General features: G+C 45.5%; 23 protein-coding genes. 21 read left to right on the top strand and 2 right to left on the bottom strand.

Features of this window, described 5'->3' with window-relative positions:
- Nucleotides 1–111: 111 nt before the first annotated feature.
- The gene (locus HY58_RS13540; protein WP_039132817.1) at nucleotides 112–714 is read right to left on the bottom strand and encodes a hypothetical protein; all 603 of its coding nucleotides are present in this window, start codon (nucleotides 712–714) and stop codon (nucleotides 112–114) included.
- Nucleotides 715–886: 172 nt separating this feature from the next.
- On the opposite strand from HY58_RS13540, the gene HY58_RS13535 reads away from it, so the two are divergent.
- The 6 genes from HY58_RS13535 to HY58_RS13510 all read left to right on the top strand — a co-directional run bounded on the left by HY58_RS13535 (nucleotide 887) and on the right by HY58_RS13510 (nucleotide 9220).
- Complete coding sequence (locus HY58_RS13535; protein WP_039132815.1) at nucleotides 887–1225, top strand: hypothetical protein; 339 nt, start codon at nucleotides 887–889, stop codon at nucleotides 1223–1225.
- 21 nt (nucleotides 1226–1246) lie between these two features.
- Nucleotides 1247–1666 (top strand): hypothetical protein, encoded by a 420-nt coding sequence (locus HY58_RS13530; RefSeq protein WP_039132813.1) that lies wholly within the window; start codon nucleotides 1247–1249, stop codon nucleotides 1664–1666.
- Nucleotides 1667–1785: 119 nt separating this feature from the next.
- A complete protein-coding gene (locus HY58_RS13525) occupies nucleotides 1786–2868 on the top strand; it encodes an efflux RND transporter periplasmic adaptor subunit (protein WP_039132811.1) in 1083 nt (360 codons plus the stop codon).
- Nucleotides 2869–2889: 21 nt separating this feature from the next.
- Nucleotides 2890–6114: an efflux RND transporter permease subunit gene (locus tag HY58_RS13520; protein ID WP_039132809.1), complete on the top strand. Its 3225-nt coding sequence runs from the start codon at nucleotides 2890–2892 to the stop codon at nucleotides 6112–6114.
- Nucleotides 6115–6181: 67 nt separating this feature from the next.
- Nucleotides 6182–7534, top strand: coding sequence for a TolC family protein (locus HY58_RS13515; protein WP_253271571.1), 1353 nt, complete (start codon nucleotides 6182–6184; stop codon nucleotides 7532–7534).
- Between the two features lie 69 nt (nucleotides 7535–7603).
- Complete coding sequence (locus tag HY58_RS13510) at nucleotides 7604–9220, top strand: Na+/H+ antiporter (RefSeq protein ID WP_039132805.1); 1617 nt, start codon at nucleotides 7604–7606, stop codon at nucleotides 9218–9220.
- Between the two features lie 32 nt (nucleotides 9221–9252).
- On the opposite strand, the gene HY58_RS13505 is transcribed toward HY58_RS13510, so the two are convergent.
- On the bottom strand, nucleotides 9253–9810 hold the full coding sequence (locus tag HY58_RS13505; protein WP_156123690.1) for a hypothetical protein: 558 nt from the start codon (nucleotides 9808–9810) through the stop codon (nucleotides 9253–9255).
- A 192-nt stretch (nucleotides 9811–10002) separates the two neighbouring features.
- Between HY58_RS13505 and HY58_RS13500 the strand changes: the two genes are divergently transcribed.
- From HY58_RS13500 to HY58_RS13430, 15 genes are read left to right on the top strand one after another with little or no spacing between them, the layout of a single operon-like run.
- Nucleotides 10003–10350 (top strand): 4Fe-4S dicluster domain-containing protein, encoded by a 348-nt coding sequence (locus tag HY58_RS13500; protein ID WP_039132922.1) that lies wholly within the window; start codon nucleotides 10003–10005, stop codon nucleotides 10348–10350.
- A 22-nt stretch (nucleotides 10351–10372) separates the two neighbouring features.
- A complete protein-coding gene (locus tag HY58_RS13495) occupies nucleotides 10373–12250 on the top strand; it encodes a 2-oxoacid:acceptor oxidoreductase subunit alpha (protein WP_039132802.1) in 1878 nt (625 codons plus the stop codon).
- 3 nt (nucleotides 12251–12253) lie between these two features.
- Nucleotides 12254–13294 carry a 2-oxoacid:ferredoxin oxidoreductase subunit beta gene (locus tag HY58_RS13490; protein ID WP_039132800.1) on the top strand — a complete coding sequence of 347 codons (1041 nt, stop codon included), beginning with the start codon at nucleotides 12254–12256 and terminating at the stop codon, nucleotides 13292–13294.
- 59 nt (nucleotides 13295–13353) lie between these two features.
- On the top strand, nucleotides 13354–13704 hold the full coding sequence (locus tag HY58_RS13485; RefSeq protein WP_039132798.1) for an NADH-quinone oxidoreductase subunit A: 351 nt from the start codon (nucleotides 13354–13356) through the stop codon (nucleotides 13702–13704).
- Nucleotides 13695–14246: an NADH-quinone oxidoreductase subunit B gene (locus HY58_RS13480; RefSeq protein ID WP_039132795.1), complete on the top strand. Its 552-nt coding sequence runs from the start codon at nucleotides 13695–13697 to the stop codon at nucleotides 14244–14246. Before HY58_RS13485 ends, HY58_RS13480 begins: the two co-directional genes overlap by 10 nt.
- The gene (locus HY58_RS19760; protein ID WP_052324120.1) at nucleotides 14243–14695 is read left to right on the top strand and encodes an NADH-quinone oxidoreductase subunit C; all 453 of its coding nucleotides are present in this window, start codon (nucleotides 14243–14245) and stop codon (nucleotides 14693–14695) included. Before HY58_RS13480 ends, HY58_RS19760 begins: the two co-directional genes overlap by 4 nt.
- A 9-nt stretch (nucleotides 14696–14704) precedes the next feature.
- The gene (locus HY58_RS13470; RefSeq protein ID WP_039132793.1) at nucleotides 14705–15859 is read left to right on the top strand and encodes an NADH-quinone oxidoreductase subunit D; all 1155 of its coding nucleotides are present in this window, start codon (nucleotides 14705–14707) and stop codon (nucleotides 15857–15859) included.
- Nucleotides 15860–15878: 19 nt separating this feature from the next.
- Complete coding sequence (nuoH, locus tag HY58_RS13465; protein WP_039132791.1) at nucleotides 15879–16955, top strand: NADH-quinone oxidoreductase subunit NuoH; 1077 nt, start codon at nucleotides 15879–15881, stop codon at nucleotides 16953–16955.
- Nucleotides 16956–16973: 18 nt separating this feature from the next.
- The gene (locus HY58_RS13460; protein WP_039132789.1) at nucleotides 16974–17450 is read left to right on the top strand and encodes a 4Fe-4S binding protein; all 477 of its coding nucleotides are present in this window, start codon (nucleotides 16974–16976) and stop codon (nucleotides 17448–17450) included.
- Complete coding sequence (locus HY58_RS13455) at nucleotides 17447–18043, top strand: NADH-quinone oxidoreductase subunit J (protein ID WP_052324119.1); 597 nt, start codon at nucleotides 17447–17449, stop codon at nucleotides 18041–18043. The genes HY58_RS13460 and HY58_RS13455 overlap by 4 nt, the downstream gene beginning before the upstream one ends.
- The gene (nuoK, locus tag HY58_RS13450; RefSeq protein WP_039132787.1) at nucleotides 18040–18354 is read left to right on the top strand and encodes an NADH-quinone oxidoreductase subunit NuoK; all 315 of its coding nucleotides are present in this window, start codon (nucleotides 18040–18042) and stop codon (nucleotides 18352–18354) included. The genes HY58_RS13455 and nuoK overlap by 4 nt, the downstream gene beginning before the upstream one ends.
- A gap of 3 nt (nucleotides 18355–18357) precedes the next feature.
- Nucleotides 18358–20286: an NADH-quinone oxidoreductase subunit L gene (nuoL, locus tag HY58_RS13445; protein ID WP_039132785.1), complete on the top strand. Its 1929-nt coding sequence runs from the start codon at nucleotides 18358–18360 to the stop codon at nucleotides 20284–20286.
- A 9-nt stretch (nucleotides 20287–20295) separates the two neighbouring features.
- Nucleotides 20296–21783, top strand: coding sequence for a NuoM family protein (locus HY58_RS13440; RefSeq protein WP_052324118.1), 1488 nt, complete (start codon nucleotides 20296–20298; stop codon nucleotides 21781–21783).
- A 16-nt stretch (nucleotides 21784–21799) separates the two neighbouring features.
- On the top strand, nucleotides 21800–23206 hold the full coding sequence (locus HY58_RS13435) for an NADH-quinone oxidoreductase subunit N (protein ID WP_039132783.1): 1407 nt from the start codon (nucleotides 21800–21802) through the stop codon (nucleotides 23204–23206).
- A 9-nt stretch (nucleotides 23207–23215) separates the two neighbouring features.
- Entirely contained in the window at nucleotides 23216–23557 is a 342-nt protein-coding gene (locus HY58_RS13430; RefSeq protein WP_052324117.1) for a hypothetical protein, read from the top strand.
- The last annotated feature ends 11 nt before the right edge of the window (nucleotides 23558–23568 follow it).

Genomic DNA, 23568 nt, shown 5'->3' with positions numbered 1-23568 from the left:
TGGCGTCATAGCGGTAGTTATTGAGGGGCTGGTCATCGATGTGAGCCCATTATCCGAAAATGAGCCAATTCCGACCGGCTGATGAGCCAATTTTATATACGGATGAGCCAATTATTCGAGTTCCTTAGTCAACGGATCCTTTTCTACTTCCTCAGGGGCTATGATAACTTTTAGTTGATATTTTGCTCCTGCCCCCTTGCCCAGGCAGAAGAGAACACCCAGGTTGATCATTTCCTTCAAATCGCGGGTGGCAGTGGGTTTCGATACTTTATTAATACTCATATAGATAGCGTTGGAGAGGGTTTTGAAACGCAGCAGGTAATGCAGTGCGGCCTGGTGGCGGGTTGAGAGTTGGAACTTTTGCAGGTAAAGCAGAACAAGTTTATCGGCCGCGCGTTCAGAGAGCTTATCACTATGTTCTTTCATATATTCCTGTATCAGCACATTTTGCGGGTTCATGTTCCGCAATTTTTTATTATTCTTCATCCGCTGAATAAGCCGCTCTGTTTGTTCAGGGTCGCTCAAATACTTTTTAGCATAAGCCACAGCTTCTGCAAACTTTTGATTAGAAGCACGTTGTGCAGGAGAGAGCTTAACCTTACTCATATCTGGAAAGGAACTTAAATATGTTTTATTATTATAGGTACGGTATACATGTTCCTTTTTAATGGAGCCACTTGTTCCGTGGAGAAGGAGATTCTTTACCCTGGGCATAAGAAGTTTTTTTTAAATATATTAAAAAATCATCAACCGGGGATCAACCTGGGATCCTCCGGGGATCCTCCGGCATAATTTTAACCGAGGTAACACCGAGAAGGCACCTAGCTTGCACCAACCACCCTTATTGGCTCATCGGCCGGATTTTGGGGTTAAAAAAATAAAAAAAATGGCTTTCAACCCAAAAACCAACCAAACTACCGATAACCAAAGCGCTTTATGTAATACTAATATTTTTAGTATTTTTGGATCGTCAAAAATGCTTATGCCCTATTACCTGGTAACCATAATTACCCATAACAAAAAGAAATTCGAAGGCATCAAGGAGAATCCATCTGATGATATGGATTTCATGTACCGGCATTTTTATCACCTGGCTATTAACAGCCTTGGTAAGGAGAATATAATCGGCTATGACTGTGTAATGGTGAGCACGCTCAGCGTAGTTTATAAAGCTCACCAGAAAAAAAACCAGCGCGAACGGCCCCGGCGGTATGGAAACAATTAATTTGTACCTTCGCCACCCTAAATGCTTAGGAAAAGCAATACAATCAATTGGCACCATGCAGGTAATGCACTTACAAAAGCAGCTATCCAGTACTGCCTTTTACCGTTGCTTGTTATTTTCCTTCCGGCTGCAAATCTTGCAATTTCCTGGAAGGATAGTTTTGATTCAGGTTTTCGATTTCAACAGGCCCACTATTCCTATCATTTGCCTTTCGTGTCAGATCAGGTGGAAGGCGAGTTGGAGATCTCTGAAGAAGAAGATAAGGAAACAGATAGTTTTTCGGGAAACGACCTGCTATCACCACCAGCGCGTCTTTCTGTAGAAAGACATTACTCAAGGCTCATACGTAACCGCCTTATCAGAATCTCCACATCCCTAAAGCAACAGAAATCACCTCCCCTTTTCATTCTCCATCATTCATGGAAAGGCTTCCTTTCTTAATTTCATTTGACCATCAACCTTAGTAATTCAGATCCCAAAAGGATCCATTTATGGACGTAGGCCCATGAACAGGTCTTTGTGTGCCACGTTCGCCTTAACCAACTTTAATATTGATCTTAATGAAGAGGATACTCATTCTCGCAACCCTCGCTACCTTATTATTTCCATCTTGCAAGCATACTGATAAAGAAAAAGCAGAGATCACCAGATTCCTGGTCACCAGTCCATTAAGTAAAGACACCTTAATACTCCGCGAATATGTGTGCCAGATACAGTCCTCAAGTCATATCGAACTGAGATCGCAGGAGAAGGGATACCTGCAGAATATCTATGTTGACGAAGGCCAATTTGTAAGAAAGGGACAGCTTATGTTTCGCATCATGCCCCTGCTCTACCAGGCCGAAATGCAGAAAGCCCGCGCAGAAAAAAACTTTGCTGAAATAGAATACCAGAACACAAGGAGTTTGGCAGATAGCAATATTGTATCTGCCAATGAGCTGTTACTTTCACGCGCAAAACTGGATAAAGCCCGGGCAGAACTAGCACTAGCCCAGGCCCATCTTGATCTTACCGAAATAAGGGCACCCTTTGATGGCATCATGGATCGTTTCCATAAAAGGCAGGGAAGCCTCGTTGACGAAAGCGAGCTGTTAACAACCTTGTCGGATAACCGAAAAATGTGGGTTTATTTCAATGTTCCGGAAGCTGAATACCTTGATTATAGTCTCCGCAAGCGCTCACAAACTGAAGAGAAGGTGTCATTACAAATGGCCAATAAGCAATTGTACCCACAGAATGGTGTGGTTGAAACAATTGAGGCTGACTTTAATAATGAGACCGGCAATATTGCTTTCAGGGCCGGTTTCCCTAACCCCAATGGCATCCTGAGGCACGGCGAAACCGGAAATATCCTTATGCCTGTATCCTTTAAAAATGCACTTATTATTCCACAGAAGGCAAGTTTCGAAATACTTGACAAGAAATATGTGTACGTGATTGATAAGGACAGCACTGTACGTTCAAGAGAGATCACTGTTGGCGCTGAAATGCCACACCTCTATGTGGTAAGCAGTGGCTTACAGGCAGGCGACAGGATACTGCTGGAAGGACTGCGGAAAGTCAGCAATAATGAGCGCATAAGCTATGCGTTTGTTGAGCCTGAAAAAGTGATCTCTGAACTTCATGAACTACATGCCGAATAAAAAATCCATCAATCAAGAAACATGTTTAGCAAGTTTATACAAAGGCCTGTCCTGGCCATTGCCATATCCCTGGCGATCATCTTCCTGGGGGTGCTGGCCATAAAAACCAGGCCTATATCTCAATTTCCGGAAATCGCACCACCAAGGGTGATGGTCTTCATTGCCTACCCGGGTTCAAGTGCAGATGTTCTGGTAAAATCGACCCTCATTCCCCTGGAGCGTGCCATTAACGGCGTACAGGGTATGCAGTATATTATTTCGGATGCTACCAGCGCCGGTGAAGCAACCATTCAGATTGTATTTGAACCGGATACTGATCCCAATGCGGCGGTAGTAAATGTGAAAACCCGGGTTGACCAGGTAATGAATAACCTGCCACCCCTGGTACAGCGTGAAGGAGTTGTAATTACTCCAATCCAGCCGAGTATGCTGATGTACGTGAACCTTTATAGCAAGGATAAGAACGCCGATGAAAAATTCCTTTACAATTATGCCAATGTGCATGTGTTGCCAGAGCTGCAAAGGATCAAGGGAATGGGCCGGGCACAGATCCTGGGAAGCCGGCAATATGCCATGCGTATCTGGTTAAAGCCCGACAGGATGCGTGCCTACAATCTTTCCACCGAAGAGGTGATGGAAGCCATTAATGAGCAGAGTGTTATAGGCCGGCCTGGAAGGCTTGGACAAAGTTCAGGTAAAACAGCCCAGAGCCTGGAATATGTACTTACCTACAAGGGGAGGTTCAATATGCCCGAAGAATATGAAAATATCATTATCCGTGCTACTGCCGATGGAGAATTACTGCGATTGAAGGATATCGCCGAAGTGGAACTCGGAAGTGAATTTTTTGATATCTATTCCAACAAGGATGGTTATCCGGCAGCATCAATTGTATTAAAACAAAACTTCGGTAGTAATGCCAGTAAGGTTATTGATGAGGTGAAGCTGCGGCTGGAAGAACTGAAACAGGATTTCCCGCCGGGTATGGAATATGAGATCAATTATGATGTATCAAAATTCGTGAATGCCAGTATAGACAAAGTTATGCACACGCTGCTGGAAGCGTTTATACTTGTGGCGCTTGTGGTTTATTTGTTCCTGGGCGACTGGCGTTCAACGCTCATCCCGATTCTTGCTGTTCCGGTATCGCTGATAGGAACTTTTTTCTTTATGCAGCTATTCGGACTTACCATCAACCTTGTAACATTATTTGCACTTGTACTGGCCATAGGAATTGTGGTTGATAATGCCATTGTTGTTGTGGAAGCGGTTCATGCCAAAATGCATGATGAAAACCTTTCACCCTTTAATGCCGTTAAGCAGGTGCTTGGTGAGATCAGCGGCGCCATTATAGCCATCACCCTCGTTATGACGGCAGTATTTATACCAGTCGCCTTTATGTCAGGCCCTGTAGGCATCTTTTACCGGCAATTCTCCATCACCATGGCAAGTGCAATTGTGTTATCAGGGGTGGTAGCATTAACACTTACCCCGGTTTTATGTGCCATGATTCTTAAGAACACAAATGGTAGAAAGAGAAAGACTCCGGTTACACTTTTTATTGATTGGTTCAACCGGCGATTTGACCAGGTAACAGGGAGGTATACTCGCTTATTGACAAAGATAGCCGACAGAAAAATTATCACCTATGCCATTCTGTTAGTGTTTTGTGCTGCAACGGTTGGATTGAATAAAACGCTACCGGCAGGATTCATTCCCAATGAGGACCAGGGAATGATATATGCTATCATCCAGACCCCTCCCGGAGCAACGCTTGAAAGAACCAATGAGGTAGCACGTAATCTGCAGGAGATCGCGGAAGAAGTGGAAGGTATAAAATCAGTATCCTCCCTCGCGGGCTATGAGATCCTTACCGAAGGCAGGGGCTCCAATGCAGGAACCTGCATTATTAATCTGGATGACTGGTCTGACAGGCACCACAGTGTGAAAGAGATAATGGAAGAACTGGAAGAGAAAACAAAAGATATAGGAGCAGTAATTGAATATTTTGAACCACCCGCAGTTCCCGGTTATGGTTCATCTGATGGTTTCTCGTTGCGTATGCTTGATAAGCATTCCACGGTAGATTACCAGGAATTTGATAGGGTGAATAAAGAGTTCATGGAGGCCTTGGAAAAACGAAAAGAACTGGCTGGATTGTTCACTTTTTTTGCAGCCAATTATCCCCAGTATGAATTGATAATTGACAATGAGCTGGCCATGCAGAAAGGCGTATCAATTGGTAAGGCGATGGAAAACCTTGATATACTTTTCGGAAGTACCTATGAGCAGGGCTTTATCCGGTTTGGTAATTTCTTCAAAGTGTATACACAGTCGGCCCCCGAATTTCGAAAACTGCCCTCTGATGTCATGAACCTTTTCATTAAAAATGAAACTGGAGAGATGGTTCCCTATTCTTCTTTTATGACAATGAAAAAAACGCAGGGCCCCAATGAGATCACCAGGTTCAATTTGTATACATCATCCTCCATCAAAGGCGTTCCGGCCAGCGGATACACCAGTGGTGATGCCATCCAGGCCATCAGGGAAGTTGCAAAGGAAACGCTGCCGCAGGGTTATGATATTGCCTGGGAGGGTTTATCGTATGATGAGGCTGCAAGGGGTAATGAGGCCCTGTATATATTTTTGGTGGTACTGATATTTGTGTACCTGGTACTGGCTGCACAGTATGAAAGTTTTATACTTCCAATGGCGGTATTACTCTCACTGCCGGTAGGCATTTTCGGGTCATTCCTTCTTTTGAAAGTAATGGGGCTGGCAAATGATATTTATGCCCAGATGGGATTGATCATGCTGGTAGGATTGCTGGGAAAGAATGCCATCCTGATCGTGGAGTTTGCCGTGCAGAAACACCAGAAAGGTTCTACTGTACTTGAAGCGGCCATTGAAGGTTCGCGGGTAAGGTTCAGACCCATCCTGATGACATCATTTGCATTTATTGCAGGACTGATACCATTGGTTGCTGCTACCGGTCCCGGTGCCATAGGGAACAGAACAATCGGAGCCTCAGCCCTTGGAGGGATGTTGATTGGAACGGTATTCGGTGTAATTATAGTACCCGGCCTTTATTATATAGCAGGTAAACTCGCCGAAGGACGTAAACTCATCAGGGATGAAGATGAAAATCCGCTGAGTGAAGATTTTGTAGAAAATCAATCTGACCAGGCGCTGAGCAGGAAGATCAAAACATTAATAACCAGAATCAGAAACAGAAATGATAAATAAAAATATTAGCCTTTTTTTTATAGGGGCTTTGCTACTCTGCTGTTTTTCATCGTGCAAAATACCGGAGATGGCACTGCGAAAAGAAAACAGATATGTTCCGGAATCCTTTAATGCATCAGCAGATACCAGCAACCCGGCAGGTATTTCGTGGAGAGCATATTTTGGTGACCCCAACCTGTTAGAACTTATTGATACTGCCTTGCAGAATAACCAGGAGTTGAACATTGTACTTCGCGAAATGGAGATAGGCAGTAATGAAGTGATGGTAAGGAAAGGAGAATACAGGCCTTTTGTTCAGTTGATGGGCGGTGCGGGATTTGAAAAAGATGGCAGATACACCCGGCATGGTGCGGTAGATGAGCAGCTTACTATTAAAGAAGGAAAAAAAATTCCGGAGCCGCTGCCAGATATGATGATAGGTGCCTTTGCCAGTTGGGAAATTGATGTATGGAAGAAACTGCGCAATGCAAAAAAGGCAGCGGTGCTGCGATATTTATCTTCAATAGAAGGCAAAAATTATTTAACAACCCGGCTTATTGCAGAAATTTCAAGCAGCTATTATGAATTATTTGCATTAGACAACCAGTTAGAAATTATAAACCGCAATATAGAGATACAGGAGAATGCTTTGCATATAATTAAGCAGCAAAAAGAATATGCAAAGGCAACTCAACTTGCAGTGAATCGGTTTGAAGCACAGTTGCTGCACACCCAGAACCTGCAATATGCAATCCGTCAACAAATCATTGAAACGGAAAACCGGCTGAATTATCTGGCGGGGAGGTTTCCGCAAACCATTAAGAGAAATGCCTCCGACAGTATACAGTATGGAACGGAAACTGTACATGCAGGTATTCCCTCCCGTTTACTTGAAAACCGCCCGGATATCAGGCGGGCAGAATTGGAACTGGAGGCAGCAAGGCTTGATGTATCTGTTGCCAGGGCAAGCTTCTATCCTTCCTTCCGCTTAACGGCGGGTATTGGATTGCAGGCATTCAATGCAGCTTACCTGGTAAAGCCGGAATCGATTCTCTATAATTTAGCGGGTGACCTTATAGCGCCACTGGTAAACAAGAATGCAATCAAAGCAGCTTATGCAACGGCCAACGCCAGACAGGTGCAGGCGGTGTATGAATATGAGCGCACTATTCTTAATGCCCATGTAGAAGTGTTGAACCAGTTAAGCAGGATAGAAAACTTCAGCAAGAGTGAAGAAACTACATCCAAAGAAGTGGAGATCCTTACGGAATCAATCACCATTTCCAATAACCTGTTCCGATCGGCAAGGGCAGATTATATGGAAGTGTTGTTGACGCAGCGGGAAGCGCTGGAAAGCAGGATCGACCTGGTTGAGATCAGGTTAAAACGACAACTGGCAAAAGTCAATATATACCAGGCGCTGGGAGGAGGATGGAATTAAGTTGAATGTAACAGAGGTCATCTTCTTCTGTTTTGTTAAGGAGATGGCCTCTTTTTAAAAGCACCCTGCATGCAGCACAATATTATCGAATATATATACCTGGTATTAATTATCCTGGCACTGGTCATGATCGCCAATAAACTGCGACTGGCCTATCCTATTGTGCTTGTACTCGGCGGACTGGTACTCAGCTTCGTGGCAGCATTTTCAAGGATCACCATCGACCCAGAATTGGTATTCTTTATTTTTCTCCCTCCCCTGCTCTATGAAGCTGCCTGGCAAACATCCTGGAAAGAATTCTGGAAATGGAGAAGAGTGATCGCAAGCTTCGCCTTCCCCATCGTTATCATCACCTCCACCGTAATCGCCTTCGTTTCCAATGCCCTCATCCCGGGATTTACACTGGCACTGGGATTTCTGCTGGGAGGAATTATCTCTCCCCCCGATGCAGTATCGGCAACAACCATTATGCGACAGGTAAAAGTGTCTAAATCACTGTTAAGTATAATCGAAGGGGAAAGTCTGCTGAATGATGCTTCCTCACTCGTGATTTTCCGCTTTGCCCTGGCAGCCGTTATCACCGGGCAATTCAATTTACAGGAAGCAACCACTGATTTCTTCCTCGTAATCATTATGGGTATTATCATCGGCGTGCTGGTAGCCCTTGTTTTCTATGGCATCCATAAATGGTTGCCAACTACTACCAGCATTGATATTGTACTCACACTGGTTACCCCCTACTGCATGTATTATTTTGCGGAACACTTTCATTTTTCCGGTGTACTGGCAGTAGTGAGCGGGGGATTGTTTCTGTCGGGAAAACGGCATATCATCCTGAGTTACCGAAGCCGTATGGAAGGGGTAAATGTTTGGAGCAGCCTTGTTTTTGTGCTGAACGGGTTTGTTTTCCTGCTTATAGGTTTACAACTGCCCACCATTATCCAACAACTTGGTGAAACAACTTTGAGCAGTGCCATCCTCTATGGAGTAGCCATTTCAGTTGTCTTAATTCTTACGCGACTGCTATGCACCTTTGGGGCTGCACTATTCACGCGCATCATGAGTCATTTTATTACGGTAGCCGATCCTAATCCAGGCTGGAAAACACCACTGGTGGCGGGCTGGGCCGGTATGCGCGGCGTGGTTTCCCTGGCTGCTGCACTGTCCATTCCCCTGCTCACCAATGAAGGCAATCCTTTTCCCCATCGGAACCTCATTCTCTTCATAACGTTTATCGTTATACTAATGACGCTGGTATTGCAGGGAATGACACTTCCCTGGCTGATAAAGAAGATCAACCTGGAAGATAAATTTGAAACCATCCCGGAAAAAACCCAGGAACTGATCATTCAAAAGAAAATGGCGCTCTCCTCCCTTACTCTCCTGGAGGAGAAATATGAAAAGGAAAGATTGGAGAACAGTCACCTCATTAATTTGTACGAGCGACTAAAAATTGATCTTGACTTTTTCAGTCACCATCTCGCCGATACAAATCTTCCGAAAGGTAATACACAGGCACAGTTTCATTCTGTTTACCTTGACCTGCTGGAAGCACAGAGAAAATTACTTACCGATATGAACCGGAAGGCAGAATTTGATGAGGATCTTATACGGAAATATTTTTCGCTGATCGATATTGAAGAATATAAACTCCGCGAGAAGGGTGTATTCCCGCAAATCAAATAACAGTATCATTGCCAGCACAGGTAGTTGGCATATTAATATGTTTGATCTGATTTCTTTTGCAGTTTCTCGAGGGTGAACCTCAGCTTATCTTCCTGCCCGTCAATCCGAAAATTACGGGGCGTGAATATTCCTCCAAAGATACCACCTATTACACTGGTGGGTGCTGCAACGCCCACTGCATATACAACACCTCTTCCAATTGCACCCGGGTCGGGCCCCTCCTCATCATCGATCCCATACTCTGATTCATATGTTTCTTTCCCAACAAAATAACCACCAATCAATCCAAGTCCGCCACCCGTAGCCATCCCTCTTAAGAATGCCTTTCTCTTCACTTTTATTTTACTGATGCTGGTAATATGCACGGTATCCAAAATCATGTTTGCCCCTTCGTGCCGACGCTCTACTTGCAGAAATCCATAATCAAGAAATCGTATCCCCCTGAATGCTATTCTCCCTCCTTTGTCCTTAATGATCCAGCCTTTAAAAACATAATCCATCAAGGGAGGAGCGCCGGGGTAATAATCATTGTCCTGTGCTGCAGCAGTGAAACCCATCAGCACAAAGGCGAGGGGTAGAAAATATTTCATCATCCAAGGTTTAGGTATATAAAAGTTACAAATAATATATTGATAAAATCAACGGCGATTCCAGTGTTAACAGGCTTTTAAAATTACAATCCTGATCAAAAACATAAAAACCGTTGACTTTTCTCATGCTTTTCCGGTTGAAACATCGGTCACTTTATGGGATCAATATCAACCCTGTTAAATACCCTTATTATGGCTATCAAAATCACCGAAGAATGTATCAATTGTGGTGCATGTGAACCTGAATGTCCCAACAACGCGATCTATGAAGGTGGCGCCCAATGGTCAATATCTGACAAGACCTCTGTTACCGGAACTTATGTATTGATGGATGGCACCATTGTAGATGTGAAGGCACGTTTTCCGGCGCTGGCAGTAGACACCTATTATATTGTTCCCAACAAATGCACCGAATGCCAGGGCTTCCATGAAGAACCGCAGTGCGCCAGTGTTTGTCCGGTTGACTGTTGCGTTCCCGATGATGCCTACCAGGAAACAGTGGAGCAGTTGCTTGCCAAGAAGGAAGCGCTTCACCCCTGACAATACAGAATAAATTATCATTATGGATACTATAGAAAAGCAGCGTGAAAAGATCGTTGCAAAAAAAGAAGTGGACCATATTGTGGTTCGCTTTTCAGGAGACTCGGGTGATGGTATGCAACTTACCGGAATGCAGTTCACAGACACTGCTGCGCTCTATGGAAATGACCTCAGCACCTTCCCCGATTTCCCCTCAGAGATCCGTGCCCCGATAGGCACCGTGGCCGGCGTTTCGGGCTTCCAGGTGCATTTCGGCAGCAGGGAGATCTTTACGCCCGGCGACAGCTATGATGTGCTGGTGGCCATGAATGCAGCAGCCCTGAAAGTTGACCTCCCAAAGCTTCGCCGCGGTGGCATCATCATCGTTAATACACAGGGCTTCGATAAGAAAAACCTTGGACTGGCGAAATACCCGCCGGATGCTGATCCACTCAATGATGGAAGCCTTAGTAACTACACCATCCATGCCATTGATATCACCAAACTCACCAAAGAATGCCTGGTAGATTCTGGTCTGGGTACCAAGGAAGTGGAACGCTCCAAGAATATGTTTGTACTGGGATTGCTATTCTGGATGTTTGATAAGGAGATGGATCATACCATAAAATTCATCAACGATAAGTTCACTAAAAAACCAGAGATCGCGGAAGCCAATATCAAAGTGTTGCAGGCAGGATGGAACTACGGCGACAATACCGAGATCTTCACCACGCAGTTCAAGATCGGTCCGGCAAAATTACCTCCCGGCACTTATAGAAATATAACCGGTAACCAGGCAATTGTGGTGGGACTGCTGGCTGCTTCAGAGCAATCAGGTTTGCCACTCTTTATAGGGTCCTATCCTATTACTCCGGCTACCGATATACTGCACGAGCTTTCCAAATACAAGGCCAATGGAGTAAAGACCTTCCAGGCCGAAGATGAAATAGCCGGTATCGCATCTGCTATTGGCGCTTCTTATACCGGAAGCTTGGCCGTTACCACTACATCAGGACCTGGAATGGCGCTTAAAACCGAAGCGATGGGGCTTGCTACCATGCTGGAAATTCCGCTGCTTATCATTGATGTACAAAGAGGCGGACCATCAACAGGACTTCCTACTAAAACAGAGCAGTCTGACCTGCTGATGGCCATGTTTGGAAGGCATGGAGAAGCGCCGTTGCCGGTGCTTGCTGCCAGCACGCCATCCGATTGTTTCAATACTGTTTTTGAGGCCTGTAAGATAGCTGTTGAACATATGACGCCGGTGATATTGCTGAGTGATGGATATATAGCCAATGGCTCTGAGCCATGGCGTTTTCCCAATGCAGAAGACCTTGGAACAATCAGCAACAGCTTTTTGCAGAAAGCTAATGGTGCCGACGAAAAACTGCTGCCTTATAAACGCAATGAATTCTTTGTAAGACCATGGATAAAACCGGGCACCAAAGGACTGGAGCATCGCATTGGTGGATTGGAGAAGCAGGATGAAACAGGAAATGTTTCCTACGAAGCTGCCAACCATGAAAAGATGACCATGCTTCGCGCAGCAAAGATCAGGGCCATTGAAGATTTCATTCCACCTGCAGCGCCCGATACAGGTGCAGATCATGGCCGCCTGCTGGTACTGGGATGGGGATCAACTTATGGTGCAATAAAAACAGCAGTGAAAGAAATGCTGGCCGAAGGTGAAGACGTTGCGCATCTTCATCTGCATCATATCAATCCATTCCCAAAAAACCTTGGTGAACTACTCAATAACTATGATAAGGTACTGATACCTGAAATGAACAGCGGACAATTACTGCAGCTCATCAGGGCTAAATACCTGGTGCCTGCAACGGGACTGTCTAAAGTGCAGGGACAACCGTTTACTACTGCCGAAATAAAAGAAAAAATGCTCCAATTACTTAAAGCATAAACTATGGAAACGCTCACATTAGAAAAGCCTCAATCGCTTACAGCAAAGGATTTCTCAAGTGATATGGAAGTGAAATGGTGCCCGGGCTGCGGCGACTATTCCATCCTGAAGCAGGTTCAGACTGTATTCCCTGATCTTGGCATTCCCAAGGAAAATTTCGTGTTCATTTCGGGTATCGGATGCAGCTCGCGGTTCAGTTATTATATGGATACCTATGGTATGCATAGCATCCATGGCCGTGCCGCGGCAATAGCCTCCGGCGTAAAGGCCGCTAACCCAGAACTCAGTGTATGGGTGGTTTCGGGTGATGGTGACAGTATGTCGATAGGTGGAAACCATTTTATCCACCTGATGCGAAAGAATTTTGACATCAATTACCTGATGTTCAACAACCAGATCTACAGTCTTACCAAAGGACAGTACTCTCCCACTTCTGAAAAAGGAAAGATAACCAAGACCAGTCCCTACGGATCCATTGAAGAACCCTTTAATCCATCCGAACTGGCCCTGGGAGCCAAGGCAAGTTTTGTAGCGCGTACCCTTGACCGTGACCCTAAACATATGCAGGGCATATTGAGGCGTGCACACCAGCATCGCGGAACATCTTTTGTGGAGGTTTACCAGAACTGTCCGGTTTTCAATGATGGTGCTTTCTTTGCTTTTTCAGATAAGGAAACAAAAAAAGAAGAAGCGTTGCAACTGGAAGATGGCAAGCCGCTGGTATTTGGAAATGATGATGATAAGGGCATTATCCTTGATGGATTAACACCTGTTATTGTTGATCTTAAAGAGGGCGGCCGCGGCAGGGATGAATTGTGGATCCATGATGAAAAAGACAAGACCAAGGCAAACCTGATCGCAAGGTTTTTTGATACGGCCTTTGATGGCCATCATTTTCCGCGGCCCTTTGGCGTGATATATGCGGAGGAGCGCCCTACTTATGAGGATAATATGGCTGCCCAGATAGAACTACAAAAAGAGAAGAAAGGAAAGCAGCCCTTACAAAAGATACTGTCGGGAGATAAAACCTGGACAATTTTTTAGCGAAAAATGCTATATTACCGTAGCTGCCAGCAGGTAGCTGCCAAATAAAAAAGCTGCATATGGGTTCCGCTTCACTGATCGCACTGACCCTCGCTGCCGTACTCTTTTCTGCCGGCGGCATACTGATAGCAAAACTATTGGTGAAAGGCACCGTCAACCCCCAGAAGGGACAGGCCTATGAATGTGGAATTCCAACGAGCAGTTCGCCATGGAACCAGTTCAATATCGGCTATTATCTTTTCGCACTCATCTTCCTGATCTTTGACGTGGAACTTATTTTCCTCTATCCATGGGCGGTAGTTGTAAAAAAGATGGGGATGGTAGCACTTGTTGAGATCGTTGTATTTCTTTTCATATTATTCATGGGCTTTTTATATGCCCACAAAAAAGGAGCCCTCAAATGGATGTAAGAGAACAGATACGGGAAACGAACAAGGATTTTCCAGGACAGATCCACCCCGTACCCGGTGGAGGCATCGTGGTAAGCAAGTTCGACGACATTATAAACTGGGCCCGTTCCAATTCACTCTGGCCACTCACCTTCGCCACCAGTTGCTGTGGTATCGAAATGATGTCAGTAGCATCTTCCAAATATGATTTCAGCCGGTTTGGATTTGAGGTGGCGCGTGCCTCGCCCAGGCAGGCCGATGTTATCATCATTGCGGGAACCATCGTCAACAAAATGGCACCGGTACTGAAGCGGCTTTATGACCAGATGCCCGATCCCAAATATGTAATTGCCATGGGAGCCTGCGCCATCAGTGGCGGCCCCTTCTTCTACAATACCTATTCCGTTGTTAAGGGTGCCGACCATGTGATACCGGTGGATGTATATATACCCGGTTGTCCGCCCCGTCCGGAAGCCTTGCTGCATGCGCTGATCGCATTACAGGAGAAGATCAAAAGCGGGTTCACCAGGGAACAGATCCGCGGAGAAAAACCACAACCATGACCAAAGAATATTTCAGGGAATATTTTACTGCACTCCTTCCTACTGCCAGCTTTGATGAAAGCGGCGAATGGCTGAATGTGCAGATACAACCGGAGCAGTGGCGATCATTTGCCCTTGAGTTGCGGCAGAGTGAACTAAATTTTAATTACCTCTTTTGCCTTACCTGCATAGATTGGAAAACACATCTCACCATGGTTTACCATTTATCGTCTACTGTACACCGTCAGACGGTTGTAATAAAGGCAAACCTCAACCGTGATAGTCCGGAAATAGAAACTGTTTCTGATCTCTGGAGAACAGCGGAGTTTCATGAACGCGAAGTATATGATCTGTTTGGGGTGAAATTTTTGAACCACCCTGACCTTCGCCGGCTGATACTGGAAGATGATTTCTCCGGCTATCCGCTGCGAAAAGATTTTGAAGATCCCATCAACATGATCAAACTATAAAAGCGCAAGATGTATACCGAAACACAGATAGTTCATAATAATACAAAAACAACTGTTGACGGCGCGCTTGACGGTACCGGGGAGATGGTGATCAATGTTGGTCCGCAGCACCCTGCCACCCATGGTGTTCTCCATCTTGTGATAACCCTTAACGGTGAAACCATCAAAAAGCTTGAACCGCATCTTGGTTATATACACCGCTCCATCGAAAAGATGTGTGAGAGCCTCAGCTACCGGCAGTTCATTTATGTTACCAGCCGGATGGATTATCTCTCTTCCCATATCAACAACCATGCATGTGCGTTAACCGTTGAGAAGGGCCTGCAACTGGAGATCCCGCCTCGTGCCCAGGTGATAAGGGTACTGATGGATGAACTCACCCGCATTGCTTCCCATGAACTATGGTGGGGCGCTATGGCCATGGACCTTGGGGCTTTCACTCCCTTCTTCTATGCCTTCCGTGAAAGAGAGACCATCACCGATATCATGGAAGAAACCTGCGGGGCAAGGCTTACCATGAATTATATGGTACCCGGCGGTGTGATGTATGATATCCATCCGAATTTCCAGCGGAGGGTAAAAGATTTTATCACCCTGTTCAAGAGCAAGATTGACGAATACAATGACCTGGTTACCGGTAATATTATTTTTCAGAACAGGATGAAAGGCGTTGGGAAGCTGTCTGCTGAAGATGCCATCTCCTTCGGTTGTACCGGACCGGTAGCAAGAGGAAGCGGAGTAAAATCCGATATCCGGAAACTGTTTCCTTACGAGGTATATGATAAAGTTGAATTTGATGAGATACTGGAAACAGAGGGCGATTCCTTTGCGCGCTATATGGTCAGGATAAGAGAAATGCACCAGAGTGTACGCATCATTGAACAACTGATCGATAATATTCCGGAAGGAGATTTCCAGGCCAAAACAAAGGCAGTGTTGAAATTACCCAAGGGTGAATTCTATACGCGTGTTGAAACGGCGCGTGGTGAACTGGGTGTATATATAGTTAGTGAAGGAGGAACAACACCATACCGCATCAAGTTCAGGTCTCCCGGCTTCTCCAACTTATCGGCCCTTGAGCATATGGTGGTGGGAAGCAAACTCGGCGACCTGATGGCAACCATGGGAACACTAGACCTGGTTATACCGGATATAGACAGGTAAACAAAAAAACAATTTAGCGATGTTCAGTTTAGAAGGCCTGACCAATTCTCTGCAACAATGGCTCAACGCGCATTTCAGCAGCACCTGGGTGCTGGTGATCGAAAGTCTGCTGGTGATATTGCTTGCCATTACCTTGTTTGCGATACTGGGATTGGTGCTGGTACTCATGGAAAGAAAGGTGGCAGCTCATATGCAGATCAGGCTGGGACCAAACCGTGTTGGTCCGATGGGAATGTTCCAGACCACTGCCGATACCCTTAAGCTGATCATGAAAGAAGGTCTAACCCCTGATGGTGCTGATAAATTTCTTTTTAACCTCGCTCCTTTCGTAGTGATGATCGTGGCCATGCTGCTGCTCGCCCCTATTCCTTTTGCGCAAAATTTCCAGATTTGGGATATCAATATCGGGGTGCTGTTTGTGTCGGCGGTCTCCTCCATTTCTGTGATCGGAATCCTGATGGCGGGATGGGCCAGTAATAATAAATACTCCCTCCTCGGTGCCATGCGAAGTGGTGCACAGATCGTGAGTTATGAATTATCAGCGGGACTATCTATTATAACGATAGTTGTGTTAACCGGCAGCCTGCAGCTTTCTGATATCGTTTCATCGCAACAGAATGGCTGGTGGATATTCAAGGGGCATATACCGGCATTTATCGCATTCGTGATCTTTATAATTGCTGTAACGGCGGAGACTAATCGCGCACCATTTGATATGGCAGAAGCAGAGTCTGAACTAACGGCAGGATTCCATACAGAGTACTCGGGGATGAAGTTTGCGCTTTTCTTCCTGGCAGAGTATATCAATATATTTATTGTTTGTGCCATCGGCGCAACGCTGTTTTTGGGGGGATGGATGCCTTTGCATATTGGCAACCTGGAAGGCTTTAACCATATCATGGATTATATCCCTTCTTCTGTCTGGTTTTTTGGCAAGGTCTTCTTCCTGATATTCCTGATCATGTGGTTCAGGTGGACCTTCCCCCGGCTGCGGATCGACCAGCTCTTAAACCTTGAATGGAAATACCTGTTGCCGATCAGTATGCTGAATCTTTTGCTGGTAACGATAATGGCAATTATGGGATGGCATTTTTAATGCTTTCAAAAAACGCTCATGTTTATAAAAGAATATATATCGGACATCTATCATGCGGTGAAATCATTGCTGACAGGGATGAAAACTACCGGAGGTTATTTTATACGTCCCGGTGAGATCATCACCCAGCAGTACCCCGAGAACCGTGCTGACCTGAATCTCTCCGAGCGGTTCAGGGGTGAGGTGGTAATGATCCACGATGAAAACAACGAGCATGCCTGTACGGGTTGTACGGCCTGCGAACTTGCTTGTCCCAATGCCACCATCAAGATCATCACCAAGTTTGATGTATCGCCTGATGGAAAGAAGAAGAAAGCCCTCGACACTTTTGTGTACCACCTTGAGTTATGCACGATGTGCAATCTCTGTGTGGAAGCTTGTCCCACTGATGCCATTAAAATGGCGCAGAACTTTGAGCACAGTGTTTATGACAGGAGCAAACTGACCAAAAAACTCAATCAACCAGGATCAAAAATAAGGGAGGGAGTAGAATGAATGCAGCAGCTATAATATTTTACATCATTTCGGCCTTTATCCTTGGAACAGGGATACTAGCTGTTACCACCAGGAAGATCTTCCGCTCTGCCATCTGGCTTTTGTTCTCACTGATAGGCATAGCCGCTTTGTATTTCTGGATGCAGGTAGAGTTCATTGCCGCCGTGCAGATAATTGTTTATGTAGGCGGCATTGTGGTGCTGATCATTTTCTCCATCTTCCTGACCCAGCGTTCGGGGGCACAGATGGCGGCACCTGCCGCGAAGCGGAATATTTTTGCCATCCTGGCCGCGCTTTTTGGATTTGCATTTTCCTACAACCTGATCAGCCAATATGAGTTCCCTGCTTCAGCAACACAGCCATTTGTGGTGAATGTTGCCGATATAGGAGAAAGGATGCTAAGCCTTAGCGAACATGGTTTTGTACTACCCTTTGAATTGGTGAGTATGCTGTTGCTGGCAGCCATGATAGGATGTATCGTGATCGCCATGAAAATTCCGGAGAACAGGAAGGGAAGGATCATCTCCCCGCCCGATACATCAGAGATACAGATCAACCCGGTTCCTGAACCCCAAAAAGAAGAAGTACTATGAGCAGCATTCCTTTAACGCATATATTGTTTGTGAGTACAGCCCTCTTCTTTATAGGGATGTATGGGCTCTTCACGCGGCGTAATATGATCACGATGCTGATGAGTGTTGAACTCATCCTGAATAGTGTGAACATCAATTTTGTAGCCTTCAACAAATACCTCTATCCCGATAAGCTGGATGGCATTTTCTTTTCGCTGTTCATCATCACCATTGCTGCGGCAGAAGCGGCGGTAGCCATTGCCATTATCATTAACCTCTACCGGAGTCACCATTCCATTGATGTGGAAGATGCAACCGAAATGAAATACTAGTATATGAGTACTTACCTGTATATCGCTTTGATTCCCCTGCTGCCACTGGTGAGTTTCCTGTTGCTGGGACTATTCGGCAGGAAATATTTCCGATCATCGGCAGGGGCCCTCGGAACAATGGCCCTTGCTGCCAGCACCATCATTTCTTTCGCGGCAGCTTACCAGTATTTTTTTATTGATGGAAAAGCGGATGGTATTTACCAGAAGATCGTGCCCTTCAGTGTTAGCTGGCTACCTTTCAGCGAGTCGCTTTCCATTGACATGGGGGTATTGCTTGATCCAATATCTATAATGATGCTGGTGGTGGTGAGCTTTGTATCGCTGATGGTGCATATTTTCAGTCTGGGTTATATGAAAGGAGAAGAAAGATTTAGCACTTACTACTCGTTTCTTTCGCTTTTTACTTTTTCTATGCTGGGCCTGGTACTCTCCTCCAATATATTCCAGATCTATATGTTCTGGGAGCTGGTAGGTGTATCGTCATTTCTGCTGATCGGATTTTATTTTGATAAGCCCACTGCTGTTGCGGCAGCAAAGAAAGCATTTATCGTTACGCGGTTTGCAGACTTCGGATTTCTTGTTGGCATTCTGATACTATCCTACTACAGCAATACGCTTGATTTCCCCACACTGATAGAAAAGCTCAGTGATCCGGGTTCAGAAGCATCCCTTGCAATCAGTTCTGCAGGATTTTTAGGGATATCGGCATTTACCTGGGCGCTGGCATTGGTGTTTATGGGTGGTGCGGGTAAGTCGGCCATGTTCCCTTTGCATATCTGGCTGCCCGATGCCATGGAAGGTCCAACCCCCGTTAGCGCATTGATCCATGCCGCTACCATGGTAGTGGCGGGAGTTTACCTGGTAGCAAGATTGTTTCCTGTTTTCTCCACCAATGATACCGCGCTTACACTTATCAGTTATACCGGTGTTATATCGGCCCTGATAGCTGCCATCATCGCCTGTACCCAAACCGATATCAAGAGGGTTCTGGCCTATAGCACCATGTCGCAGATAGGATATATGATGTTCGCGCTGGGACTTAACCCGGAAAGTGGAGATAATAATCTGGGATATATGGCTTCCATGTTCCATCTCTTCACCCATGCGTTCTTCAAATCATTATTGTTTTTGGGAGCCGGAGCAATCATTCATTTTGTCCACAGCAATGATATGCGTGATATGGGGGGACTCAGAAAATGGATGCCCCTCACCCATGCAACATTTTTGATCGCCTGTCTGGCCATTGCAGGTATCCCACCCTTTGCCGGATTTTTCAGCAAGGAAGAGATATTACTGGCGGCATATGATTCAAATATGATCATCTATTTTATTGCCCTGATAACCGGAGCACTCACTGCATTTTATATGTTCCGATTATATTTTTCCATATTCTGGAACAAAGACTCCACCCATACGGCAGATCATGGTGAAGGGCCGCTAAGCATGAAGGTACCCCTGGTAATTCTGGCGATCTTCACGCTGGTAGCGGGACTGTTGCCTTTCTCTGAATATATCACCGCAAATGGTGCACCCATCGAAACCCATATTAACCTGGGGTTCTCTATAGCGCCGGTGTTACTGGCCATTACCGGAACCATACTTGCGGGATGGCTTTATAAAACACCGGGAGATAAGCCTGCAAAACTAGCCGCCGCTTTGGGTGGATTATACCGCGCCGCATACCACAAATTTTATATTGATGAGATCTACCTGTTCATTACAAAGAAGGTGTTGTTTAACCTGGTGGGGAAACCTGCAGCCTGGTTCGACCGCAATATTGTGGATGGTACAATGAATGGGATGGCTGCAGTTACGGCAAAGATCTCCTGGCTAACGAAAGGGATCCAGAACGGAAGGGTTCAGAGCTATGCCCTCTGGTTCTTTGGCGGCGTAGCGGCACTAAGTGTACTATTCATCTACCTGTGGAAATAAAATATAACCATGAACCTCACATTACTCATATTAATTCCCCTGCTCACTGCTGTGGCCATCCTTTTCAGTAAGGAGCTGAAGCAGGTAAGAGCCATTGCATTGGGAGGAGCGCTAATACAACTGTTGCTGGCATTTGTCTTTCTTTATTTATACCTGCAGGCAAGGGCTGGCGGAAATAATTCGCCCATGCTGTTTGAAGACAACTATGCCTGGTTCACCGCCCTTCATATCAATTACCATGTGGGTGTGGATGGCATATCACTCGCCATGATCCTCTTAACTGCCCTTGTGGTGGTTGCCGGAGTGCTGGTATCGTGGACCATGGAGAATATGAATAAAGAGTTCTTCTTTTTACTGTTGTTGCTAAGCCTTGGCGCCTATGGATTTTTCATCTCCCTTGATCTCTTCACAATGTTCTTTTTCCTGGAGCTCTCCGTGATTCCAAAGTTCCTGCTGATCGGCATCTGGGGCAGCGGTAAGAAAGAGTATAGTGGAATGAAACTTGCGCTGATGCTGATGGGTGGTTCGGCACTGGTGTTCATTGGACTGGCCGGACTCTATTTCAATACGGCGGTTGCAGGTGGCAGTTATACATTTGACCTGATGGAAATTGCTGCACTGGATATTCCGGTTGATGTACAGAAAATATTCTTCCCCTTTGCCTTTTTAGGCTTCGGCATATTTACCGCCATCTTCCCCTTTCATACATGGGTACCCGATGGACATGCTTCCGCGCCTACCGCGGCATCCATGTTCCTGGCAGGCATCTCTATGAAGCTGGGAGGCTATGGTTGCCTGAGGGTGGCAACATTCCTGATGCCGGAAGGTGCAGAAGCATGGAGCTGGGTCATCATTTTATTATCAACCATCGCCATCATTTATGGTGCATTTGCCACCATGATGCAGACCGACCTTAAATATATCAATGCCTATTCTTCTGTGAGCCATTGTGGATTTGTATTGCTGGGCATCGGCATGCTAACACAAACATCCATCACCGGCGCGGTGTTGCAAATGGTGTCGCATGGATTGATGACGGCCCTTTTCTTCGCCGCTATTGGCATGATCTATAGCAGAACACATACAAGGCAGGTGGCGCAACTGGGCGGACTATTGAAAGTGATGCCCTTTATTTCATCGGTATTCGTGATTGCAGGTTTATGTTCACTGGGCTTGCCCGGCTTCAGTGGATTTGTTGCTGAGATGACCGTGTTCATGGGCTCCTGGCAGAATCCCGATCCATGGTACCGGCTGGCAACCATTCTCGCCTGTGCTTCCATTGTGGTAACTGCTGTATATATATTGAGGGCAACGGGTAAAACCATCATGGGGCCAATAAACGATAACCATAAAATGATTGGAGATGCCGGGTGGAATGAGAAACTGGCGGCATTACTGCTGATATCCGGAATTGTAGTGATAGGCGTAGTTCCATTCTGGTTGAATGATCTGATACAGCCCGGAACAACATTGATCATGACCAAATTTTTCAAGTAAGCGAAAATCCAACGCGATGAACGATCTATTGATTATAATGAAACAGGAGCTTTTGCTGACCCTCATCATCTTTGTGTTGCTTACACTGAAGATCGCGAAGGATATGGACAATGGCGCTTTCCTGAACCTGGTTAACCTGCTGCTGGCAATCAACTTTGTAGTGGGATTTTTGGGAGGTATGGAGGGAATGCTCTTCAACGAAATGTACCATACCAATTCATTGATCATCCTCGAGAAAAATATACTTAACCTCGGAACCCTTATTATTTCGCTGCAATCATGGAGCTGGCTGAAAGACCATAAACATGTTGCGGAGTTTTATATTCTTTTGCTCTGTACGCTGCTGGGAATGTTCTTCATGATATCGGCAGGCAACCTGCTGATGTTTTACCTGGGCCTTGAACTATCTACTATTCCACTTGCGGCCATTGCAAATTTTGATCTTGCCAAAAGGAAGAGTTCAGAAGCAGCGATGAAACTTATTATTTCTTCTGCCTTCTCATCGGGGCTGTTGCTATTCGGTATTTCGCTGGTATATGGAAGTACCGGAACATTAGGCTTTGCGGGCATTGCAGCCAGTTACAGTGCCGATCCGATGCAGTTGTTTGCCTTTGTATTATTGCTGGCAGGCTTTGGCTTTAAAATATCTGCCGTGCCATTTCATCTGTGGACGGCCGATGTATATGAAGGAGCACCGGTAGCGGTCACCTCCTATCTTTCTGTTATATCAAAAGGAGCCATTTTATTTGTTCTGGTGCCGGTGTTGTATACAGTATTCAAGCCCATTGCAGAGAGCTGGTACAATATGCTCTACCTGTTATCGGTAGTGACCATTATTGTAGGAAATCTCTTTGCCATCAGGCAGGAAAACTTCAAACGATTCCTGGCCTTTTCTTCCATTGCGCAGGTAGGTTTTATTCTGGTAGGCATAACCGGTAGTTCGTCGGCAGGCAGTAGTGCAGTTGTATATTTTGTGCTGATCTATATCTTCTCCAATCTCGCTGCTTTTGGAGTGGTATCGTTTGTAAGTGCCACTACGGGCCGGGAAGGGATAAGTGATTATAAAGGATTCTACAAGACCAATCCTGTTTTGAGTTGGGTACTGGCCATTGGGTTGTTTTCCCTTGCCGGCGTTCCGCCAACAGCTGGGTTCTTTGGTAAGTTCTTTTTGCTGCTGGCGGGTGCGGGAAAAGGCAACTATATTCTTTTAACGATCGCTGCGCTGAACATGATCATTTCCCTTTATTATTACCTGCGAATTGTAAAAGCGATTTTCATGGACAGCAATGATCATCCCATTGAAAAACTTTCGGTACCTGTATTTCCAAAGCTTGCTTTATACCTCTGCATGGCGGGGATAGTATTCACAGGTTTTGTGCGTTATGTGTATGATTATATTCAATCACTGAGTATTGGCTTTTAAAAAGATCCTATGGCTATCAATAAAAATCATGAGTTTGAGGAACTGAATGGCATCAAATGTGCCATCGTGGAAAAGAATGCTTCTAAAGAAAGGCTGGCATTTCTTAAGCCATTGCTCGAGTTCAATAAGTTTGAAGTAGTTGCCATTCCAACGCCGGTGAAAGCGGTAGATGCGCCACCGCCAGCACCGGAAACCTATACCATTGGCGTTACCAATGTAATGTTCAATCCTATCAATGCCATTTTCGGGCGACTGCTGAAAACACCCGATGGCCATATTGTTACCCTCGCCTACTGGCAGCAGAAAGAGGCCGTATCAAATGATGAGATCCCTTATTACGACAAAGCATAGTTGCTCACTAA

Source organism: Flavihumibacter sp. ZG627 (assembly GCF_000814325.1).
In the GTDB taxonomy this organism is placed as follows: domain Bacteria; phylum Bacteroidota; class Bacteroidia; order Chitinophagales; family Chitinophagaceae; genus Flavihumibacter.
This window is presented reverse-complemented; position numbering and strand designations above follow the sequence as displayed.

Excerpts from the sequence above, each read along its gene's own strand:
- HY58_RS13515 (WP_253271571.1), top strand. The coding sequence starts at position 6,182 with ATGGCACTGCGAAAAGAAAACAGATATGTTCCGGAATCCTTTAATGCA.
- HY58_RS13430 (WP_052324117.1), top strand. The coding sequence starts at position 23,216 with ATGGCTATCAATAAAAATCATGAGTTTGAGGAACTGAATGGCATCAAA.
- nuoH (WP_039132791.1), top strand. The coding sequence starts at position 15,879 with ATGTTCAGTTTAGAAGGCCTGACCAATTCTCTGCAACAATGGCTCAAC.
- HY58_RS13535 (WP_039132815.1), top strand. The coding sequence starts at position 887 with ATGGCTTTCAACCCAAAAACCAACCAAACTACCGATAACCAAAGCGCT.
- HY58_RS13485 (WP_039132798.1), top strand. The coding sequence starts at position 13,354 with ATGGGTTCCGCTTCACTGATCGCACTGACCCTCGCTGCCGTACTCTTT.
- nuoL (WP_039132785.1), top strand. The coding sequence starts at position 18,358 with ATGAGTACTTACCTGTATATCGCTTTGATTCCCCTGCTGCCACTGGTG.
- HY58_RS13530 (WP_039132813.1), top strand. The coding sequence starts at position 1,247 with ATGCTTAGGAAAAGCAATACAATCAATTGGCACCATGCAGGTAATGCA.
- HY58_RS13510 (WP_039132805.1), top strand. The coding sequence starts at position 7,604 with ATGCAGCACAATATTATCGAATATATATACCTGGTATTAATTATCCTG.
- HY58_RS13525 (WP_039132811.1), top strand. The coding sequence starts at position 1,786 with ATGAAGAGGATACTCATTCTCGCAACCCTCGCTACCTTATTATTTCCA.
- HY58_RS13540 (WP_039132817.1), bottom strand. The coding sequence starts at position 714 with ATGCCCAGGGTAAAGAATCTCCTTCTCCACGGAACAAGTGGCTCCATT.
- HY58_RS13440 (WP_052324118.1), top strand. The coding sequence starts at position 20,296 with ATGAACCTCACATTACTCATATTAATTCCCCTGCTCACTGCTGTGGCC.
- HY58_RS13480 (WP_039132795.1), top strand. The coding sequence starts at position 13,695 with ATGGATGTAAGAGAACAGATACGGGAAACGAACAAGGATTTTCCAGGA.
- HY58_RS13490 (WP_039132800.1), top strand. The coding sequence starts at position 12,254 with ATGGAAACGCTCACATTAGAAAAGCCTCAATCGCTTACAGCAAAGGAT.
- HY58_RS13460 (WP_039132789.1), top strand. The coding sequence starts at position 16,974 with ATGTTTATAAAAGAATATATATCGGACATCTATCATGCGGTGAAATCA.
- HY58_RS13520 (WP_039132809.1), top strand. The coding sequence starts at position 2,890 with ATGTTTAGCAAGTTTATACAAAGGCCTGTCCTGGCCATTGCCATATCC.
- HY58_RS19760 (WP_052324120.1), top strand. The coding sequence starts at position 14,243 with ATGACCAAAGAATATTTCAGGGAATATTTTACTGCACTCCTTCCTACT.
- HY58_RS13505 (WP_156123690.1), bottom strand. The coding sequence starts at position 9,810 with ATGAAATATTTTCTACCCCTCGCCTTTGTGCTGATGGGTTTCACTGCT.
- HY58_RS13455 (WP_052324119.1), top strand. The coding sequence starts at position 17,447 with ATGAATGCAGCAGCTATAATATTTTACATCATTTCGGCCTTTATCCTT.
- nuoK (WP_039132787.1), top strand. The coding sequence starts at position 18,040 with ATGAGCAGCATTCCTTTAACGCATATATTGTTTGTGAGTACAGCCCTC.
- HY58_RS13500 (WP_039132922.1), top strand. The coding sequence starts at position 10,003 with ATGGCTATCAAAATCACCGAAGAATGTATCAATTGTGGTGCATGTGAA.
- HY58_RS13470 (WP_039132793.1), top strand. The coding sequence starts at position 14,705 with ATGTATACCGAAACACAGATAGTTCATAATAATACAAAAACAACTGTT.
- HY58_RS13495 (WP_039132802.1), top strand. The coding sequence starts at position 10,373 with ATGGATACTATAGAAAAGCAGCGTGAAAAGATCGTTGCAAAAAAAGAA.
- HY58_RS13435 (WP_039132783.1), top strand. The coding sequence starts at position 21,800 with ATGAACGATCTATTGATTATAATGAAACAGGAGCTTTTGCTGACCCTC.